Below are 21,720 nucleotides of genomic sequence, written 5' to 3'. Positions count from 1 at the left end.
ACGGTTAGCGAAAGGAAAAGGTTGGTAAAAGGAAATGGTTTTTAGGAAAAAATTACAGAGCAGGATTTAATAACAGGCCGCTATCGAGAAGAGATTGAACTGGTTCCATAATATTATGGGAAGAACGCAGGGTATTCAGATGTCGGAAATGATGGCAATCGGTGCCAAGCAGGTTTATATATCGTTTATTGATCAAATATTGGGCCAGTTGGAGGGAGGCTTTTCCATAATAGCCGGCGAGCGACAGTATATTTAACTGAAAATAGCAACCTGCATCTTTCAGTTCATCGTACCATTTTTTGTCGCTCATAAAGTATAAATACCGTTCAGGATGGGCAAGGACCGGCTGGTATCCTTTCATCTGCATGTTGAACAGTTTTTCCTTAAAATTCAGTGGCGTGGTCACGAAAGAGAACTCAACCAATACCCAGTTTTCGTGGATGGTTAGTAAGGGGGTATTAGTTTCCAATAACTCATCAAAATGTTCATCGAGAAAATATTCCGCTGCCGCCCTTATTGGAACATTTGAATTATTTTGTTGCAGTGCCTGTTGAAGTTCGCGGTGTGCGTCTCCAATAGACACTGCATCATTTTTATACATATCCCACAAAATATGCGGCGTAGTTATAAATTTCCGGTATCCCAGCTCTTGCAAACCGGCAATCAGTTGCAGGGAAATCTCTGTATCGGGTGATCCGTCGTCGATACCGGGTAATAAATGCGAATGCATATCGGTACCCACACCGCTCAGATCAAGCTGTACTTTTTTCTTCTTATTAAAAATAGAAAACATGCCAGATTAGATTGATACCGCAAACAAATCTACACCCCAACTGCGTATTGTTGTGAAAATTCTTTGTATACGCTTTCAATTCCCTCTTTTAAATTAATTTTGGCTTTCCAGCCCAAATTATGTAGTTTTTGAACATCCATCAGTTTGCGTGGCGTTCCATCGGGTTTGCTCAGGTCATGTTCAATATTACCCGTATAGCCTACAACGTCCTTAACCAGTAATGCAAGGTCTTTTATTGCAATATCATCGCCAACGCCAATATTCACAAAACCAGCCTCATTGTATTTTTGCATTAAAAAGAAACAGGCATCGGCCAGATCATCGGCATGTAGGAATTCGCGCTTGGGCGTACCGGTTCCCCACATTACCACAGCCGGCTCATTTTTCAATTTTGCTTCGTGGAATTTTCTGATAAGAGCTGGTAACACATGCGAAGTTTCGAGGCTGTAATTATCATTAGGGCCGTATAAATTGGTAGGCATTACGGAAATAAAATTACAACCATACTGATCCCGATACGCATCGCACATTTTTATACCAGTAATTTTGGCAATGGCATATGGCTCATTCGTTGGTTCCAGCAAGCCTGTAAGCAGGTATTCCTCCTTCAGTGGTTGCGGCGCCAGTTTGGGATAAATACAGGATGAGCCCAGGAACATGAGCTTTTTAACACCATTCACATAAGAATTATGAATGATATTCGACTGCATCACAATATTATCGTAAATAAAATCGGCGCGATAGGTATTATTTGCCAGGATCCCCCCCACCTTGGCAGCGGCCAAAAAGACATACTCTGGCTTTTCCTCTTTCATAAACTCCTGCACCGCCTGTTGATTACGCAGGTCGAGTTCAGAAGATGTACGTACCAATAAATTATTAAATCCTTCCTTTTTTAATTTCCGTACAAGCGCAGAGCCTACCATACCCCGGTGACCGGCTACGTAAATTTTGTCTGATTTGTTCACGATAAGACGATGTTGTATGATGAAAATTTGAATCACCCCGATAATCAGTCCTATTCGAACTGATTACGAACATAATAACCGCTCTCTTTCAATAATTGTTCCTTTTTGAATAATTCCACATCATTGGCTACCATTTCCTCAACCAGGGCAGCCAGGTCGTATTTAGGTTTCCAACCCAATTGTGTTTGCGCCTTGGTGGGGTCTCCTATCAACAGTTCAACCTCTGTAGGGCGATAATACCTTTTATCTACCGCTATTACTTCTTTTCCTATTGCAAGTTTAAATTCCGGATTTTTACAGGCTTTCACTACTCCCACCTCATTTTCATCCTTGCCTTTAAATTCCAGTTCTATCCCAACTTCATTAAATGCCATGCGAACAAATTCCCGGACCGGGGTAGTCACACCTGTAGCAATTACATAATCCTCAGGTTTTTCCTGTTGTAAGATCAGCCACATAGCTTCTACATAGTCCTTTGCATGCCCCCAGTCGCGTTGGGCATCCAGGTTACCGAGGAAGATCTTATCCTGTAATCCAAGGGCGATTTTTGCTACGCCACGGGTAATTTTCCTGGTTACAAAAGTTTCTCCACGTAAGGGTGATTCGTGATTGAACAGAATACCATTTACAGCGAACATGTTATAAGCCTCACGGTAATTCACTGTGATCCAGTAGCCGTACAATTTAGCCACTGCATAAGGAGAACGGGGATAGAATGGTGTTCTTTCAGACTGAGGCACTTCCTGTACCAATCCGTACAATTCTGAAGTAGAAGCCTGATAAACTTTGGTTTTTTTTGTTAAACCCAATAAACGAACAGCTTCCAGAATACGCAGGGTACCTATACCATCGGCATTAGCAGTATATTCCGGAGTTTCAAAACTCACATGGACGTGGCTCATGGCTGCCAAATTATAGATCTCATCAGGCTGCGTTTCCTGAATGATCCTGATCAGGTTGGTAGAATCGGTCAAATCGCCATAATGCAATTTGAATTGCACATTTGATTCATGTGGATCCTGGTATAAATGATCAATTCTTTCTGTATTAAACAAAGAGCTTCTGCGTTTGATACCGTGAACAATGTATCCTTTTTTCAATAACAGATCAGTTAAATAAGCACCATCCTGACCGGTTACCCCTGTAACCAATGCTACTTTTGCCATATTTTAATCGGGTTAAATTGTAATATTTTTCTTATTGGTTTTAGCCATGTTGTGAAGAAATAAGGTTTCAGGTTATTCAATTTCCAGGCCATGACATCTTCTTTATTAGCCCTTAACCTGTTTTTCAACGAAGCATTGCTCATACCGCCAGCCCGCATTTTCACCAATACTTCGGGAATATAGTCTGCATGAGCACCATATTTTAATAATACACGCAACATTAACTCATAATCTGCAGCCGAACGTAAAGTGGTATTAAACTTTCCACATTTTTCGTAAATATGCCGACGTACAAAAAAAGTCGGGTGTGGCGGCATCCACCCATAATAAAGATGCTTTTGCTTATACTTTCCTGACTTCCAGGTACGAGTGACAACCTGGATATTATCATGCTTTACGTATTGCAGATCGCCATAAACCGCTTCTATAGCGGGATCGTCAAAAGCTGCAGCTACTTTTGCCAATACAGTTGGATCGGTATAGAAATCATCTGAATTCAAGATCCCAATTACGTCTCCTGTAGCCAGTTGCACTCCTTTATTCATCGCATCATAAATGCCATTGTCTTTTTCACAGATCAATTTTGCTACATGCGGAAATTCTTTTACAATTTCCAGCGTATTATCGCTTGACATTCCATCTACAATAATGTGCTCTATATGGGAATATTGCTGTTTGGCAATGCAGGTCAGCGTATCCCTTACTGTACCAGCGCTATTATGAGTAGCGGTAATTATTGAAATTTTCATAAAGAACCGTTCCGGGTAATAACACAATTTTCCAGCACCAGCATATCCATATTGGTTCGCAGGTAACACTCCAGTGCATCGTGTGGTGAATTCACGATCGGTTCGTTTTCATTAAAAGAAGTGTTCAATAAAATAGGTACCCCCGTCTTCTTACGAAATGTTTCTATCAATTCATAGTATCGTGGAGTAACTACTTTATCAACTGTTTGCAAACGGCCGGTACCATCTGCATGCGTTACAGCAGGGATAAGCGAATGCTTTTCTTTTTTAATTGGAAATACTTTTTCCATAAAAGGCACTTCATCTATCACCTCAAAATATTCTCCAACATATTCTTTTAAAATAGAGGGTGCAAAGGGGCGAAAGCTTTCACGACGTTTGATCTTTGCATTTAGCAGGTCCTTGGCATCTGAACGGCGGGGATCTGCTATTATAGACCGGGCGCCTAATGCCCGGGGACCAAATTCAGCCCGGCCATTAAACCAGCCTACTACACCCGCATTGATCAACTGATCAGTTACTTTATCATATAACTCCGCATCGGTTAACCGCTTATAAGCGATGTTACGGCTTTGCAGGTATTGTTCAATTTCTTCGTTTGTCGACCGGCTACCGGTGTAAGCCGTCCAAATTGGCTCAACCCGTTGCTGTTTTAAGATCTGATTGTATACATACAACGCAGCACCCATAGAGATACCCGCATCATGCCCCGCAGATGGGATATAAACATTTTTAAAACCGGTATTACGGGTAAGCTTGCCATTGGCCACTGAATTCTGGGCCACACCACCGGCAATACAGATGTTTGTTAACCCTGTACGCTTTTGCAGGTGATTCAAGATGTGAAATATCAGCTCCTCTGTTACACGTTGTACAGACGCCGCCATATCTTTATGGTATTGCGTTAACGGTTCTTCCTTTTTACGAACAGCGCCAAATTTCTCTACCAACGCATCTGAATAGAGAGGAGCTACTACCGGGATGTGGTCCTCGCCATAGGAAACAATACCACTCTTGGCAGAACGGAAATATTTCAGATCCAATGTAAACAGGCCATCCTTCCCAAACAGTAATACATCCTTCAGTTTGTCAACATATTTTGGCTCACCATAAGGCGCCAATCCCATTACTTTATATTCATCACCATAGTGAGGAAATCCTAATAACTGAGTGAAGGCGGTATAAAACAACCCAACCGAATGAGGAAAGTCAACAGAATCGAGTACTTCAATTTGATTACCCTTTCCAATACCGGTCATGGTAGTGGTAAAATCACCTGAGCCATCGATAGATAACAAGGCAGATTCTTCAAAAGGAGAAGCAAAGAACGCCGAAGCCAAGTGGCTGCGATGGTGTTCTACCTGATGAATTTTGCTTTTTATAACGGCTTTATCTACTGTGTTGTCTAAAAGAAAAAATTCTTCTTCGAGGGAAGCCACTTTACGGGCATTCTTCAACCGGTCAACAACAGCATTCCATCCACCACCGGGATTTTTCAACAGGAACAACAGCTTTTTGTTCAATTTGGCAGAAGGGTCACGGCCAATAGCGATGTGATCTACCTGCGAAAGGCTAATGCCTGCTTCTTTTAAACAAAACTGAATGGCCATAGAAGGAAAACCCGCCCAATGTTTTTGACGACGAAACCTTTCTTCTTCTGTGGCAGCGATCATTTTTCCATCTTTAAAGATCGCTGCAGACGAATCTGCATGGTATGCATTGAGCCCAAGTATATACATCTTAACTAAATATGTTATTATAAGCTGTTTTTAATTCTGTTTGTTGAACGAATTGCCTTACAAATTGCCAGGCACCGCGTGATACCACTTCGTATGCAGCCTGATCAAGATCTACAGCCTGTTGCAAGGCCATTGTGAACTGCTCAGGTGTTTGTAATGAAATATCCCAACCCGCTTTTGCTTTTTCAAGTTGCCGCCAGGGTGTTTGATCGCTGATAAGTACCGGTTTACCGGCAGCCAAAGCTTCAAAAATCGCATGGCCAAAATTCTCGCCCTGGGTTGGAAGCGCAAAAATATGGTGTAGGGCTATTATTTTCCCCACCTGACTGTTTGGTATTTCTCCCGCAAAACGTACCTGAATTTGAGCAGAAAAGTCATTGATGATACTCTTACATTTATTTACATAAGCTTCATCTTCCGTATTGCCTACGATAGTGAGAGTAACGTCTCCTTTCACAGGTTTGATCGCCCGCAATAAAAAATCCAAATTTTTAACCGGGTGTAATCGCCCTATAAAAACCACGGATAGTTCATTGGCATTTTTAACAATACTTCCGGGATAATCTTTTATAATACCCGGAAAATTAGAGGCCATTGTTACCTGCACGTTGTTCCCAAAATATTTCTTTACATCGGTTTCTTCTGTTTTATCAGTAGCATGAAAATGCGTGAACCGGTGCAATCCTAATTGACGGAAAGCTGCCAGAAAAAACTTTTTCTTGGTAGATTTGAATTGGACGGCACTGTCTTTCAACATGCCTCGCGGTGCGAGTACAATTTTACTACTGATAATACCCAATTTCTTTATCAACAGTGGGTAAATTGAAAAATAACGCGAATACATGCTGTTAAGGTAAATGAAATCTGGTCCGATGGTTCTTACTTGCTTTTTAATATGAGCCCATGAAATATATTGGGGTGAGCAATAAAAAACTTTTACTCCTTTGTCGTATTCTATCCAGTTATCCGCCTCGACGTTAGCATATGGCGCAGAATCATTTAAATCTCTATCAGTAGTAATTACATAGATCTGATATCGGTCCTTCATCTGGTGTACAAAATGTACACAGGAACGTATGGGACCACCCGCTTTATAACCCGGTTCAAACCAGTCGGCAAAAAGTAAAATTTTTTTTCTAATATTCTCCACCTCTTATTCTATTGTTTCGTAAAAGAAATTCCCTTTTGCGCGGCGCCGAAAGTTACTCTTGAAACGTAAATATTGCTAACCCCTTGTGGCAGGTTCCGGTAAATTACAGGCTTTACACTCCGGTCAAAAGCGGTATTGTTTTCAATAAATCTGAGTGTATCGGAAATCCGGTAGGACTTGTCAGGAACTGAAATGACGTTCTTACAGGCTTCGGTATTAGCGAAGCATTGGGAATTTGAACCAAGTAAAGCATAGTGGCAGTTCCTTCCTTCTTTTATGTATTCATATGGATTCATTTTATAGTAAAAATTAATATTCCACAACAACAGATTTAAAGCCGAATTGCCAGGATTTACCGCCACCGAACCTAGCACATACATATTCATAAGGTTGATCTTACCATTAAATTCACCTATTTTAATAGTAGGCAGGCTGTCTGCACCATTCGGGGCGATCATTGCACCATCGAGACTGATTTCTCCGGAACCCTTTAATTCCAATGGCACTCTTGTGCGTCCCTCCCACCAACAATCTTTGGCAAGAAAACGGCCGCCATTATTTACAGAAAGACTTGCAAATTGCCCCCCATAACAACAAACTTTTGCAGTCCCCTTCCCCTTCCGGGTTAATAAACCTCCATTTATGTAATTTCCGGCAGTAAAAAATGAATTGTCCTTTTCTATGTATAAATAATCAAGGCCATCAACAAAAAGCGAAGTAGCTGCCATGGAATATACCTGATCAATATGCGCTTCGGAAGTGGGTTGATCGGTATTTACAAAAGCGATGGCTGCAGCTATTCCGTTATCCGACTCATGTCCTAACTGCAAATCTTTTATTGTAATATAACTGGGTCCTTCCGCCTGTATTAAGGCAGCACTGTTGAAATTACTTGCTTTATCACGCTCCAATACTGTAGCATAAATCAATCCATCGCCTATCAGTTGCAAATCACTTCCCGCAGGTATAATCAGGGTCTTATTAAGATACCAAGTGCCTACTCCAAAATGTATGATAGGACGTTGCCCTTTCAACGCTGCTGCCTGATTGATTAATTGCTGAATAATTTTACTGTCCGCGCCTGCAGGTACTTCAAACACCTTTCTGTCTTTTTTAGCAGGCACAGATTCCATTACTTTGAAGAAATCATTCGCTGTTGCAAGAATTTTATTGTTATACGTATCGCCAATCTCAAATTTCTTCAAAGGTCCATTTGCATTCCACAAGGGATCTTTCGCTTCGAACTTATTATTAATAGACAAAATTTCGTATTTGGCCGGGCACCAGCTTCCGGTATGCACCCAATAATTTTGTTTTTTGTCCTGCACCGCTGACAGTCTATTGTCCCAAAGGGTGATCTTACCAATATGGTAGAACTCGATCGGATACTTTTTAATGTTTACTACCGTATTATTTTGGAAGATTCGCTTAAATGGATTGCAGCTAACTCCATCATCTGCAGAAAAAGCAAATGCGTTTTCAGAAAAACCTCCCCGCATTGAAGTATAATAACCATTAAAATTTCTCAAGTCACTAAAGGTGGACCCGTTGAAATAGCATCTATAAGCATGATAATTACCGGAAGTGTTCTTTATGCCAAATAAGCAATTTAAAAACTGGCAATCCCATATCCAATAATCTAATGCATTATATCCATGGATCGAAATGCCGCCTTCCGTACAGTTATCGAATACACATCGCTTTATGGTCACCTCTGAATCATTAGCTCCGGTCCCATCAAAGCCGGCATCTGTGCCTCCGCTTATGCCGTTATATAATTGGCCCTTAAATATACAGTCAGCAATTTCAATATTCAAAGGAGCAAAACTTTTTGAATTACCAGTATTCCAGACATTCTTCCAGTGAATACCAATAGCTTCGATGTTTTTGTGGCCGTTTGCATCCCAACTAAGCCTTCCTATTCTAAAATAAGCAGAACCGTTGGCCCAAAACATGGTGTCTGCGTTTCCTCCAATCCATTTAATAATGGTTTTATGGGGATCTTCCCCTATAATATTGACACCAATACCACCACTCAAAACAAGGGTTTTGGAAATACAATAAGTTCCTGCAGGGAGATATACGGTCGTATAGGCTCCCTTTTGGCTGTTTGCCTTGGTTACTGAATTACAAAGTCCGTTGATTGCACTCTGAATCGCGCGTGTATCATCATCTTTACCATTTCCCTTCGCCCCGAATTGTTTTTTTATATCGGCCCAACTTGCAAATGGCCCATTAAATTCCTCTCTGCATTGTGCAAAACCAGTAAGAGAATAACAAGCACAGAGGATAAATAAAATAATTTCTAACCGTTTTATCATTAGTGTATTGAATTTTTTTCCATCCAGTATTCGAGTATTACGAATAACCACAATTCCATCCAGCGTACAGTACTGTCGTTATTTAAAAATCGCTGCCAGTAAGCAAGCAGGTCTTTACCATTTATAAAATCACGTTGCGCAATTCTTTGAAGGCGGGTTTCGCAAAAAGAACGTAGTTCGTTTTTCATCCAAATGCTCCAGGGAAACAAAAATCCCTGCTTTTTGCGATGAACAATTTCATCGGGCAATAATCCTTGCACGGACTCTACAAGCAGGCGTTTGGAATATTGGGGAAATTTTATATGATCAGGCACAGCCAAAACAAACTCTACTAGGTCATGATCAAAAAAAGGCTCTCTTGCTTCCAGCGATACTGCCATGCTAAACTGATCCATATCCTTTAACAGCGTGTGCTGCGTGTACCCTGTATATTCTGCTATGGAAACCTGGCTCAGCAAAGGGAATTTTTCAAGAGATGAAGGCAAACCGGCCAGTTCTTTCTCCAGCGAAGTAAGATCGTTTGAATTTTTTCGAACCAGAGAAGCCAGCAAGGATGGGGTTATAATTCGCCTGAATTCAGGATAAAAATAGCGGATAGAGTTAGCCGGGGCTTTCAGCAGCTGCTTCATACGAAGCGCTTTATTTGTATTACCTAAAAAAGAGCCGGCTATTGAACGAAGCCACCCGGTACCTTGCCAAATAGGCTGATACTTCTTTACTTGCAGATATTGTTTAAAAAAGGGATACCCTGCAAACAATTCATCGCCACCAATCCCCGATAACGCCACAGTTAAACCACTTTGCTTAATTGCTTTTGATACAACATACGTATTTATACCATCTCCACTAGGTGTATCCATTGCGTCAAGCGCATTTGTTAACTCGTCAAGAAAAACATCTGGCTTTAGTAATACCTGGTTATGATTTGTGTTGAATTTGCGTGAAATGATTCTGGCATATTCCGATTCGTCAAATTCCTTTTCTTCAAATGCTACATTAAAAGTATTGACGGGCGTTGAACTTACTTCTGCCATTAGCCCTACCACTACACTGGAATCAATGCCGCCAGATAAAAAAGCACCCAACGGAACATCACTGATCAATCTTCTTTCTACAGCATTTCGTAATAATAGCTGCACCTGCTTTTGTACCATTGCGGTATCACCAAAGTCAAAATCAATTTCAGGCCGACCAGTTATTTCCCAATACTTATTTATGGAGACCTTATTACCCCGAATGGTAATGTAACTCCCCGCCTCAAGCTGTACAATATTTTGTATTGCTGATTGCCCTGAACCAACTGACTGATAACTTAAAAATTCTCTTATGGCTAACGCATCTGCATTTCTTTCAACAATACCACTACCCAATATGCCTCTTATTTCAGAAGCAAATAAGAAAACATTTTCATTGGTAAAGTAATAAACCGGCTTTACCCCCATCCTATCCCTTGCAATAAACAATTCCCGTTCAGTAGTATCCCAAATTGCAAAAGCAAACATTCCTTTCAATAAAGGCAAGCATTCCGGTCCCCATTTGCTGTAAGCCGCAAGTAACACTTCTGTATCGCTGTTTGTGCTAAAGGGATATTCGGGCAGCATTTTTTTAACTTCCTGGAAATTATAGATCTCTCCATTAAAGATGATTTGGTAACGCCCCGTATAGTCTGCAATAGGCTGGTTGGCCGCAGTAGACAGATCTATAATAGATAATCGCCGGTGCCCTAAAGCAACGATTTCGTTTGTGTAAAATCCATCAGAATCAGGCCCCCGATGCGCCATAGCATTGGTCATCAGCCTGATCGTTTGATGTAAATTGACACTTTGTTTAAATGAAAAAATGCCGGCTATGCCGCACATATAATGTATGAGTTTTTTAAATATTTAATAGGATTTATTTGGCTTTTACAGGCGCCTGTTGACGGCTGTTAAGCAATTGCTTGGCACAACTGATCACCTCTGATGGAGGGATAGCCTGCATGCAAATATTGTTATCACATATTTCGCTAAAGCATGCCTCGCAGGCAATATTTGTCGCTCTGAAAACATGATTTTTTCCTGAGGGATACCATTTTCCAGGCAAATCACGACTACTGAATAATGCAATAACCGGCGTACCAACAGCATAAGATAAATGCATTGGCCCGGTATCGTTGCTTATAGAAAGGCTGCATAAACTTATTGCCGCAGCACTTTGGATAGGGGTTAATTGACCGCAGGTATTAATGACGTTTTTTGTAGTTATTAATGGCTGCACCAATTCATTTTCTTCCTTTCCTCCTATTAGTATTATGGTATATTCCCGAGAAAAATGGTCAATAACTTGTTTGAAGTAAGCTATTGGCCATCTGTTTTGCGAACGTTTGGCACCAACTACAACAGCAATAAGGTTATGTAAAGAGGAGACACCAAGTTGCTGCAGCACTTCCTTTGCATGCAGCAAATCGCACTCCAAAGGAGTAAGTATTGTCTCTGCAGTAAATGGTAAAATATTGTGTCGCTGTAGCAGTAACGACAATCGTTCCACCTCATTAGGAAATTGCAGGAACCGCGCCTGAGTTTTGCGAAACCATTTCACTTGGCTTTTGTGCCACCCAAGCCCTGCTGGGGCAACTGCTCTGAAAATTACCAGGTCTCGTAGTAAAGTAGAGAAAGTAGCATCTACCTGCGGTAATTGAATAACCAGGTCATATTTTTTTTGCCTGAGTAATTGAAAAAGCTTCCTTTTGGAATATCCGTAATAATTGATTATTTCCCGGTACAGATCTTTTTCCAATAAGTGATGCAAACCGGCCAGATTTGAATAGCCCGTATTGGTAAGTATATCAACATCAGCCAGTGGATATTGCTTTTTTATAGCCTGAATAGCAGGGATGGCACACAATGAATCGCCAAGTGAGCCCGTACGAAATATTAAGATCGAGCGAACGGTTTCCCGATTTTTTTTATAGAGAATCTTATGAAAAGAACGCAAGACCAGATTCTGGAATCTTAAAACGTTGTCTGCCAAGAGCAATTTTCCCTTCTCTTTAAAAGGCATTGCAGCTGTCACCAACTTGGCTTGCATTAACTTATTTGCAGAAGAATTTATATTGACACTCATTCAGATATATTAACATTGTAACAATAAAGCATATTATTAACAAATCAATTTAGCAAATTGGTATTCTGAAAGTTTTTGGGCAAAGCTGATGCTGATAGTTTTTTGCTTTTTGCAAACAACTTTGGAAATATTTTTAGCAACATCCAAACAAAAAAGGCCGACTTGACTAAAGAGTTAAATATTTGTAATGTATCAGACTCTGCCGAATAAGTAATTTGATAAAAAATAACAGGTATCCAAAATAACATTAATGGCAACTTTCTTGAAATGACGAATATTCGTACATAAGCCCAACGAATAAAAGCGCCAAGTACAAACATAAAGGCAATTCCACCAACGTTGCCGAAACTACCATAGGCTTCTCCTAAAGGACCAACATTGGTTGACCATCCATTAATGTTTATACCAGTATAATGTTTCATGTTAAATTGTCCACCTGCCTCCGGCTTATCGGGCCACAACAAACGGGGCACAAACGCCGACAAAAAGGACTTTCCCAGATTTACACCATTGTCGTGTGGCTCTACCGAAGGAAATCGACGCATTACCAAGGCAATATTAAATCCCTGATTTGTTCTATAATAAATAGGGAACAAGCTTCTTTCATCAAAAAAGCTCGAAGTATTTTGCAATCTTTTAACAAACAAATCTACAAACAATACAGCTTTATTTCCCTGGTAGCCTTGTATCCAGGTTGCGTTCCTGTAAGAACCTTTTACACCTTGGAGCGTAAAGATGACCACAAAGACCAATGTAAAAACAAGCAACTTTTTCAGAAAGGATATTTTATTACCCAAAAAGAAAAACGAGAACATGGTAATACCCATGTACACCAGAATGGTAAACATCCCACTTCCTAAGGCGTTCATTAGCAGAAAGGCCCCAAAGGCCAATAAGATCAGTTTTTTAAACTTAAACTCCTTGTTATAATAGATATATAAAACGCCAGAAAAGGAACTCCAAAACACCAATGTAATCACAAACTGTAAAAAAACTGGCATGTATGGCAATAAGAAAAGTGAGATTGCCCCAACGATCATCAAATACAAACCCAGCTTGGGTATAGTCAGAAGCTGCTTACTTGCTTTTTCCAATAAAACATTAATCCCTTCGCCGTGATCACTTGCATTGGTTGATGTGATTGGCCAACAGAGCACGCCTACAAAAAGTGCCATGGCAGGGAGCGCAAATGAAAAATATTGCTCTTCTGGAATCGGCATGTAACGTACCCACAATTTTGCCATTCCATTCTCCTTTGTAAAGATGGTGTAGCCCAAGGTTGGCATAAACACACACACAAATAGGCTATGCAGAGCTATCAATTCTCGTAAAATGATCCCCTTACCCAATCTGTTTAAGATCATTAGAACTGTAACGATCGTAAATATGTACGCCAATTCCCGATAATAGCTGGTAAAACAGCTAAATAAAAAGACAATCCCTGCACCGAGCGAGTACATGTATTTCCCTAACAGCAGAGAATATCGTTTACTGCCTGTTATTGTAATCTGGTATGTTCCATTCTTATTTTCGGGCATACAACATCGCACTTTTCGCATCCATTACTGTGGCTAATTTACTCATTTTGTTTTTTCCACATATAAACAGTTCAAAGCCGTAGGTCGTCAATAGTTTCTGGGCAGATCCTGGTGCCAGGTTGGCACATTTTTCAGCCCAGTCTACAAACTCAAAAAATACAGGCGGCGCATCTGCCTTTTGCAGTAATTGTTTCCCTCCTTCAAATGCAAAATACTCATACCCTTCAATATCGGCTTTTATAAAATCAATTGAATCTATTTTCTGATCCTTAATAAGTTTATCTATTGTAATGGTTTGAACCATTACTGGATCATTTGTAAAAACCGGAGACAACGAACCTTTTCCAAAATTGCCGGGATCACTATAAAAAGGCAATAATTTATCGTCAACGTTTGAGAGTGCTTTATTTATGCAGGTGACCCTAGTTTCAAGGCCATTCAGATTGACGTTTTGCTGAAGGTATTTGAATACAAAAGGTGAAGCTTCAACACACACAAAACGAAGGTCGCTTCTTCTTTTAGCCAATGGAATACAAATAGAACCAATATTTGCTCCGATATCCAATACAGTAGCATTTTGTGGAATGGTCTTCACCAGGAACTCATTTGTACCTGGTTCATATATACCATCAAAAAAAATATCAAGTGCCAGGTTTTCTTTCAGATTTGGCAGTATATACCTGCAGCCAAATTTTCCTTCCACTTCAATATTCTGATCGTTTTTTATGATTTGGGTAAAACAAACCCGACCCAGTCTTGTCTTTCCTTTAAAATGCGGTAATACCCGGAATAATTCAGAAAATTTCATATATTTTCCACTTTTTAGTATTTAGATACAGGCTATTTCTTATTAATTTTTTCCCATAGGCGACTATAAACATTTTCCGCAAGGTACATTTGGGCCGGAAGTTGTTCAATCCGTCGGGCCTCACTTTCAGATGGCAGTGTTAGGTTATCAAATTCCACGCATAATACAAAAGGCTTTTTTTCCTGTTGCTCATAAGGCATCATCCCCTTCATTCCTGGAGGGAACCATACAGTTAGTCCGGCAGCCGAATATTCAAAAAATTTATTTGGCGCGTTATAGGCATAATTAGGTGTATCTCCTTTATATAATATTACACCGATGTCATATCGCGGAAGTATTTGTGGAAGTGTATTATAGCTTACTGATTCTTTAAAAGAAATGTTGGGCGCAGCCAGCTCCTTTAAAAACGACATCACTTCAGCTTCGCAGTTATCCGAATATATATCCCAATAACATTTACCGACATTATTTGAAATGAACAATGCCATTTCTTTTGTAAACATGGTATGCATGCTTAATGCACCTACGTAAACAAAACCTATTTCAGGACGGTTATTGCGATTAACCTTTGAAGCAATTGTGTACCAATTACCTGATGGATAGTTCGGCAAAGTGTACGTGGAGAGCTTCTTCTTAATCCCGATATCATTAGTAAACAATTGCTCTCTTGTTTCATTGGTATGTGATATCCATTCTGCCCTTGCATATAGCAGGCGCTCTAAGTTATGCAACCAGCGATTTATCACCATTCCCTGTTTGTATTCTTTCGGGCTCATGTATTCGTGATAATGGATGAACAACCGGCAACGGTTTGGGCGTAGCAACTTATATATACAAGGGCCGCCAGCCGATAATGTTTCATAATACATTACAGCAATTGGCTTATGATTGAGTAAAAAACGTAAGCTCAGGCAATTGAATTGAAAGTATAAGAATAAACGCTGACTTCGGGTAAGATCATCTGACCACCTAATCAACCGATGAATGCGAATATTACCGATCTCTACGAGATCCCTATTTTTCCCTGGATGTAATGTTAATACATGAATGATGGTCTTTTTGTCTATGTGATCATCGAGGTACCGGAGAAAATTGACGATCGGCGGATACTTTTCAAGCGGTGAGAAATGAACAATACAATAATTCCTTACTTCTTCAACCATTTATACACAGCACTTTTCATTTTCTTAAATATAAATACGGGTGTCAGAATACCTACACAGGAAGACATTATGTAAATGAACAGGATGCGGGCCCGGTTGATCCAGTTTAAGTGTTTGAAGTTTTTATTTCTATAAGGATATAATCCCCCTATCAACCCCACCGCTTCCGGCAATGCCTTATTATTTTTATACTCCAATATCCAATGAGGGAAAGTTATCGAATATATCCGTTTAAATATTTTATATTCGATAGTTTGTGATGCAACACCTGCATCTTTAAATGCAGCAATAAGCACATTGATAACGGAGGGCAACCCGCCATCCACCAATTTAAAATCTTTCCATGTTTTAGCAATTACATCGCGGTAAGAATTCCTGTGCACGTCTTCTACAACGAGATCTTTCAAAACTAAGGTTTCATTTATCGAAAACAAACGTCCACCTTTTGCAACGATCAGGCAGTTCAAATACATTTGAGTGTAAATGCTACCATCGTATTTATCGGTGTTATGTTTGTTAAATGTTTCGCGCTTATAAATGAGGCCTGCTACAAAACTAAATGAGCCTGCATGTTTCAATGCTGGAAGGTAGCCGTAACCAAGTACCGCAGTTGTCTGCGCTCGCGCATAAACAATTTGGCGATTGTTATCTTCAGCATAATTGCAAAAGCCAACGTCGGGATAATTATTTTCTTCAAGAAAAGTTACTAGCCGTTCAATTACATTTTCATCAAAAAGCGAATCGTCATTACCTAATACAAAACAATATTCGCCAGATGCCAATTCGAGAGAACTCCTGAGGTTTCGATCGTATCCCATGTTCTTTTTGTGACGATGGTATACAAGCGGATACCGATAATGCTTTTGTAAGCTGGTGATTTTTTCTTCAGTATCATCTATTGAACAATCGTCGCTCACCACTATTTCAATATCTTTATAGGTTTGCCTGGAAATCATATCCAGGTTCTTTAATAAGAACGCTATCCGGTTATATTGTGGAATGCAAATTGAGATTTTCATGATTAAGGGTTCAACGAACGTGAATAAAATTCGGCCTACCTCAAATACCTAGTGAGAATATTATATAACAAGGCACTGCGGTGGAGGTAACTGTAATTAGATCTTCGGCAACGTTTCCAAGCTGCCACTTTTATTTTTTCTACTTCTTCATTGTGGGTCTTCAGGTAAACCAATTTGTCTTTTAGTTCTTCTATACAATCAAAGTAAATGGCTTCCTTATTTTCTTCAAAAAAGTTTAATTGTTCTTCTGTTCTATTGGCGATCAATACCCCCCCATAACCTGGCACTTCAAAAGTTCGCATGTTATGAGATCCTTCTTCAATATTTTGCTTACGAAGCCAATTAAATACACCCATGCTGTTGTGAATAGCCGCTTTATAATCTTCAGCATATAATGAACGGCCCGCATAACTTGATTGAATAATCTTACTGAGTTGATTGCGAGTTTTCCACTTGGCATCACCATAGATAATGATATGCTGTTCATTTAGGTCGTTTAAAAAAGCGGCCCTTTCGCTATCATAACTTCCTATAAACACCCATTTTCCTGCAGCCTCATTGGCTGAAAAAGGCGGGAAAGAAATATTATCAGAATTGGTATCATCATAACCGAATGGTATTGTATAACAGTCTGTTTTATACAATTGCTTTATATCCCTTGTGATATTTTCGGCATATGTTAGATAGAAATCGTACAAGTCAATGCTATCCTTTACATTATCATTGCCACTACCTTCGGAAAAAAAACGAAATGGGTGATCAGGATTGTAACAACAAAGGAGTTTGGTAAATTGCTTTAGTTGCTTTAATGTATCAGGGAATATCGTGTAACCTTTAAAAACAATTATCGCGTCGTATTTTTTTCCGCTTATATATTGCAATAAATCCCTGTTAATGGGTTTGAAATAAACCGCTGGCTTTATCTTATTAATTACCTTATTTACAATAGAGCGCTCTAAGGCTCCATAATAATCCCTTGTGATGTCAAAGGTTTCTATATCAGCGTTTTTAGCTAGTAGGCCCTGCACATAGTAATTTTCCAATGCCCCGTTTCCAAATGCTCCAAGCAAAAGAATCTTCATTCCTTAAATCAATTTTTAAATAGACCACACGCTGGCTTTCACCATCGGTTTATATTTTGGCTTTGTATTGGGTAAGTTTTTTTGTAATGGTTCTTTGGTTTGCCAAATCTCATTTATCGTTTCAAACCTTGGGAATCCGCAAATCAAGAAATTTATTATTCAGCGCTCAAGGGTTTATTTAATTTGCCGGCCTGTAATTGCAGTGCCTGTATCAGTTCAGCCGGCTCCCTAACCATTTTTAGAAACCTGGCAGGGGAACCTGCAAACAAGCCATACGCCTGTAGATGCCCTTTAACAACGGAATTAGCTCCAATAATAACGCCGTCCTCAATTATGGTTCCAGGTAATATAACACAACCACGTCCAATCCAAACATTATTACCAATCGTTATATTGTCCTGCTGATCGGGTTGGTAACAATAAGGAAAAGAAGTATTGTCATAGGAATGAGTTGTATCCCGGATGCTGGTATATTCACCAATCATTACATAATCTCCAATTAAAATGCATTTATTACAAGCCACTAAGGCTCCATACGATAAAGTAAAGTGATCTCCGATGTGTAATTTCGCTCGCTGGTCAATTTCCAAAGTTATTCCGGGGTATAAAGTGGCATCTTTCCCTATAACAATATCATTGCCTAAACCTTGAATAAAAATTTTACCCCGGATATGTTGTACCCAACAACGGGTATAAAAGTAAAAACGAACACTCCTAAAAAATTGTAAGATAGAATTTGGAAACCTCAGCAACAGGTAAATTATTTTTCGAAAACTATCTAAGGCTCCAAAGCGTCCAATATAACGCATTCCCCTAGCATACATGCCCATAGCAGGTTTTCAACTGTTATTGAAAAAATCAGGCCGGTTTGTTGATATGCGCTTTAATATTATAATCGCTTCGAAAAATATTATCAAATATCAATTAACCAACCAGTTTTTTCAATATTAATGCATTTTTAAACCCGATTAATTTAGCCATGCGTTGAAAATTTTTCCCACCGACTAAAGGAATTCTCTTTAATCTCAATTGACTTATTTCAAATTCAGCCTGGTTTGTTAAATCGGGGAATAATTTGTGATACAAGTAAATAAAGCCTGCGTATTGTTTTGCTATAACCTGAGCCACTCTTTCAGAATTTTCTTCCTGCCATAAATGTTCCGCTTTCTTTTCAAGTGAACGCAAAGCACCCTTTGCATGCAGGTGACTGGTTTGTTTTGAAAGGCTGGCAGAGAAAGCGTTTTTGCGATAATAATTAATTCCGTTCGGGGTAAAATATATGGATTTTGACTTTAACATTACCCGGCAAAAATATTCTCCATCTTCATCGGGTGATGGCGAAAGTGCAGTGTCCCAGATACCAGCTTCCCTGGCTAACTCGCTTGAAATTAAAAACGCATTGGGCTGTATCATTCCCTCTTTCCCATTCAAGCCGTACAGGTTTAATACAAATTCCAGCGGCTTATTAGAATCGTGCAGGAAATTCGTATCAATTTCCGGTAGATTCGGCTCACTTATCGTGTTCACAAATGTTTTTGTTCTACAAACAGCCACTGCCCATGGGTCATTATTCAACACGCTAACCTGTTCGTTAATTTTATCAGGGCTAAGGAAATCATCAGCATCGAGGTATTGTATAAACTGCCCACTGGCTAATGCCAAACCTGTATTTTTTGCTGCAGAACAACCTTTGTTCTCCTGTTTGAAGTAAATTATCCTGGGATCATTCAGATATTGATTCACAACATCATCTGTATTGTCGGTTGAACCATCGTTAATAATGATAAGTTCCCAGGTTTGCCAGGTTTGTGCCTGTACGGATTGTATTGCTTCTGCAATAACTCCCGATGCATTATAAGCGGGAATTATAATGGAGACCTTAGGGTTGTTATTCATTTATACGGGTTAAGAGTTATAAAGTTTACTGGTATTACGTTCCTAGTTGTTCAGAGAAACCAACAAACTTTAATATTATATCCAGGCCTTCTACTTCGCGGGCTGTTTAGATTTGTGTATAAGGTACGAAATTATTTAAAAATATGCCGCTTATGATACCATTTTAGATTTTTACTCATTTCAGGCGACAATGGACAAGTGATCTCATCATACTAAAAATACTTTTAAAATATAATTAGTTTATTAATATTTTTTCTTCATAAAGAAAATTGCATTCGCCAAATCACTCGATCTTAATGAAAGTTTTTTGAAAATCGTCAGGGCAAGTGAGGGATTTCTTTTTATCAGGGCAATGCGAATAAGCCGCCTTGCAGAAACTTTTCTATAATACTTAATAATTCTTTCACACTGAGAAGCTGGTAACGGGCATTCTTTCTTAGTTAGTTCACTACTAACTACAGGAAGCTCCAGTTCCAGGTAACCAGTAGAATTTTGTCCTATAACAAATTCCTGGCCTTCATGTTGTTGCCAGAATACCAGGGATGCGTACATTTTTACGACGGGAAACCTGGCAGCAAGCTTTAAATTAATTTCAAGATCACCTACGTATCTTTTTCCGCTGAAGCCGCCTATTTCTCTGAACTTTTCAGTGACAAATATCAATCCCGTTGGTCCAGTATCAAAAAGGGTACGTTTAAAAAAGTGATATTCGTAGGCTTCCTTCGGTTGTAACAGGAAAGGAAATGGCCTTTCTTCCTGATTCAATAAACCGGTAAAACCAATTGCTGCTTCAGGGTACATTTCCATACACCGCACCATTACTTTCAGTCCATGCGGATAAATAAGATCATCCGAATCCACATACTTGATATACTTCCCTTTTGCATAAGAAGCTGCTTTGTTGCGATTGTAGTAATCGCCAAGGTTCTTTTCATTGATATATAGCTTGATTCTCGGGTCTTTCAATTCATAACCGCGGGCAATCTCTACTGTTCTATCTGAAGAACCATCATCAACTATAATCAATTCGAAATTACTATAGGTAGATGCTAACACACTTTCAATAGAGGCTGCAATGTACTTTTCCCTGTTATAGGATGTCATCAGCACACTTACCAAGGGCGTCATTTTCATTTATGCTTTGAAATATTTTTTTAAATTATTAAGCGGCCTTTCGAAAGTATACCACGACAATGTTGCTACTACGAGCAACATTGCAAATTGCACCCCTACAGCCATTTTAGGTTGAAGCCATGGCATACTAAAATGCGGAATATTCAATGGGTAGGTAGTTTCTTCACCTCTTATACACCTTAACAACCACGGCATGAAATTATGATACACATACAATCCGTAGCTGATTTTTCCTAAAAAAAGTATAATTGGAAGATTCAATATTTTACCGATCCACCCTTTATAGCCTTCGCAAGCCTTTAAAATTATCAAAGCCGAAAACATGGAAACCGAAATTCCAAAGAGAAAAGGTAATCGTGCAAGAAATATAAGAATGGAGGCAATTAAAGCGCCTGTAAGAAATAATCGAAATCTTCCTTTTGCCAAAAGATGATAAGTATTTTTTTCCACTGTTATTAAAGCCAATACAGCACCAATACCAAAAGCATCGAAACAGTTAATCGGAATTGCATCGTAATAATTAAAGAAACCTTTAGTCGAATAAAAGAAGAATAACAATTTACTGACTAAACTTAAAATCACAATTCCTGGAAAAAGATATCTCAACCATTTCCAGGGAAATAAAAAGATCAACAACGGCCACACGAGGTAAAACTGTTCTTCTACAGCAAGTGACCAGAAATGCGATAACATCCCAGGCCAGTGCTGCTCTTTATAAACAAGAAAATTAGATATATATAAAAAATACCATTCTGTTTTTCCTTCAAATATGTTCTTATTGCCAATATAGATCAATATCAGCACAAAAAAATAGAGTGGGAAAATCCGTAGGGTTCTTCTAAAATAAAATGTTTTAAGCCCCTGGGGCATTGTAAACTGCGCCTGGTATATTGACTTTTTAGAGTATAAAAGATTGGTAGAGATTAGAAAACCACTAAGAACATAAAAGAAAGTCACGCCCAAAAAACCATTGGGGATCTGGTTTATGGAATTAACGGGTAACCAATGTGCAATAATGACAAGTGACACTGCAATAAACCGAAAGCTATCCAGTTGCGGTATAAATGGCAATTTTTTTTGTGAATCCACCAG

At 39.2% G+C, this 21,720-nt stretch carries 18 protein-coding genes; all 18 read right to left on the bottom strand.

The annotated features are described in order from the left end of the window. Nucleotides 1-52: 52 nt before the first annotated feature. A complete protein-coding gene (locus J7I42_RS07865; RefSeq protein ID WP_209138223.1) occupies nucleotides 53-793 on the bottom strand; it encodes a tyrosine-protein phosphatase in 741 nt (246 codons plus the stop codon). Between the two features lie 29 nt (nucleotides 794-822). Next, nucleotides 823-1,761: a GDP-L-fucose synthase gene (gene fcl, locus J7I42_RS07860; protein ID WP_209138222.1), complete on the bottom strand. Its 939-nt coding sequence runs from the start codon at nucleotides 1,759-1,761 to the stop codon at nucleotides 823-825. A 50-nt stretch (nucleotides 1,762-1,811) separates the two neighbouring features. Further along, complete coding sequence (gene gmd / locus J7I42_RS07855; protein WP_209138221.1) at nucleotides 1,812-2,927, bottom strand: GDP-mannose 4,6-dehydratase; 1,116 nt, start codon at nucleotides 2,925-2,927, stop codon at nucleotides 1,812-1,814. Then, the gene (locus tag J7I42_RS07850; protein ID WP_209138220.1) at nucleotides 2,915-3,676 is read right to left on the bottom strand and encodes a glycosyltransferase family 2 protein; all 762 of its coding nucleotides are present in this window, start codon (nucleotides 3,674-3,676) and stop codon (nucleotides 2,915-2,917) included. The genes gmd and J7I42_RS07850 overlap by 13 nt, the downstream gene beginning before the upstream one ends. Further along, the gene (locus J7I42_RS07845) at nucleotides 3,673-5,415 is read right to left on the bottom strand and encodes a carbamoyltransferase family protein (protein WP_209138219.1); all 1,743 of its coding nucleotides are present in this window, start codon (nucleotides 5,413-5,415) and stop codon (nucleotides 3,673-3,675) included. Before J7I42_RS07845 ends, J7I42_RS07850 begins: the two co-directional genes overlap by 4 nt. Nucleotide 5,416: 1 nt before the next feature. Further along, nucleotides 5,417-6,565 carry a glycosyltransferase family 4 protein gene (locus tag J7I42_RS35530; RefSeq protein ID WP_209138218.1) on the bottom strand — a complete coding sequence of 383 codons (1,149 nt, stop codon included), beginning with the start codon at nucleotides 6,563-6,565 and terminating at the stop codon, nucleotides 5,417-5,419. Nucleotides 6,566-6,573: 8 nt separating this feature from the next. Beyond that, nucleotides 6,574-8,886, bottom strand: a complete 2,313-nt coding sequence (locus tag J7I42_RS07835; protein WP_209138217.1) for a glycosyl hydrolase family 28-related protein — start codon at nucleotides 8,884-8,886, stop codon at nucleotides 6,574-6,576. Next, the gene (asnB, locus tag J7I42_RS07830) at nucleotides 8,886-10,745 is read right to left on the bottom strand and encodes an asparagine synthase (glutamine-hydrolyzing) (protein ID WP_209138216.1); all 1,860 of its coding nucleotides are present in this window, start codon (nucleotides 10,743-10,745) and stop codon (nucleotides 8,886-8,888) included. The genes J7I42_RS07835 and asnB overlap by 1 nt, the downstream gene beginning before the upstream one ends. 34 nt (nucleotides 10,746-10,779) lie before the next feature. After that, complete coding sequence (locus tag J7I42_RS07825) at nucleotides 10,780-11,988, bottom strand: glycosyltransferase family 9 protein (RefSeq protein WP_209138215.1); 1,209 nt, start codon at nucleotides 11,986-11,988, stop codon at nucleotides 10,780-10,782. 44 nt (nucleotides 11,989-12,032) lie between these two features. After that, nucleotides 12,033-13,526, bottom strand: coding sequence for a hypothetical protein (locus tag J7I42_RS07820; RefSeq protein ID WP_209138214.1), 1,494 nt, complete (start codon nucleotides 13,524-13,526; stop codon nucleotides 12,033-12,035). After that, nucleotides 13,513-14,229: an FkbM family methyltransferase gene (locus tag J7I42_RS07815; protein ID WP_209138213.1), complete on the bottom strand. Its 717-nt coding sequence runs from the start codon at nucleotides 14,227-14,229 to the stop codon at nucleotides 13,513-13,515. The genes J7I42_RS07820 and J7I42_RS07815 overlap by 14 nt, the downstream gene beginning before the upstream one ends. Nucleotides 14,230-14,366: 137 nt before the next feature. Next, nucleotides 14,367-15,110: a glycosyltransferase family protein gene (locus J7I42_RS07810; RefSeq protein ID WP_209138212.1), complete on the bottom strand. Its 744-nt coding sequence runs from the start codon at nucleotides 15,108-15,110 to the stop codon at nucleotides 14,367-14,369. 371 nt (nucleotides 15,111-15,481) lie between these two features. Further along, on the bottom strand, nucleotides 15,482-16,516 hold the full coding sequence (locus J7I42_RS07805) for a glycosyltransferase family 2 protein (protein ID WP_209138211.1): 1,035 nt from the start codon (nucleotides 16,514-16,516) through the stop codon (nucleotides 15,482-15,484). 35 nt (nucleotides 16,517-16,551) lie between these two features. Further along, on the bottom strand, nucleotides 16,552-17,598 hold the full coding sequence (locus J7I42_RS07800) for a CgeB family protein (protein ID WP_209138210.1): 1,047 nt from the start codon (nucleotides 17,596-17,598) through the stop codon (nucleotides 16,552-16,554). Between the two features lie 155 nt (nucleotides 17,599-17,753). Next, a complete protein-coding gene (locus tag J7I42_RS07795; protein ID WP_209138209.1) occupies nucleotides 17,754-18,428 on the bottom strand; it encodes an acyltransferase in 675 nt (224 codons plus the stop codon). 94 nt (nucleotides 18,429-18,522) lie between these two features. Beyond that, nucleotides 18,523-19,494: a glycosyltransferase family 2 protein gene (locus J7I42_RS07790; protein WP_209138208.1), complete on the bottom strand. Its 972-nt coding sequence runs from the start codon at nucleotides 19,492-19,494 to the stop codon at nucleotides 18,523-18,525. A gap of 243 nt (nucleotides 19,495-19,737) precedes the next feature. After that, entirely contained in the window at nucleotides 19,738-20,628 is an 891-nt protein-coding gene (locus tag J7I42_RS07785) for a glycosyltransferase family 2 protein (RefSeq protein WP_209138207.1), read from the bottom strand. Beyond that, on the bottom strand, nucleotides 20,629-21,717 hold the full coding sequence (locus J7I42_RS07780; protein ID WP_209138206.1) for an acyltransferase family protein: 1,089 nt from the start codon (nucleotides 21,715-21,717) through the stop codon (nucleotides 20,629-20,631). Nucleotides 21,718-21,720: the final 3 nt, after the last annotated feature.

The sequence above is a fragment of the Niastella soli genome (genome assembly GCF_017742245.1).
Lineage (GTDB): Bacteria > Bacteroidota > Bacteroidia > Chitinophagales > Chitinophagaceae > Niastella > Niastella soli.
Note: the sequence above shows the minus strand (reverse complement) of the source record. Positions and strands in the feature narration are given on the sequence as shown.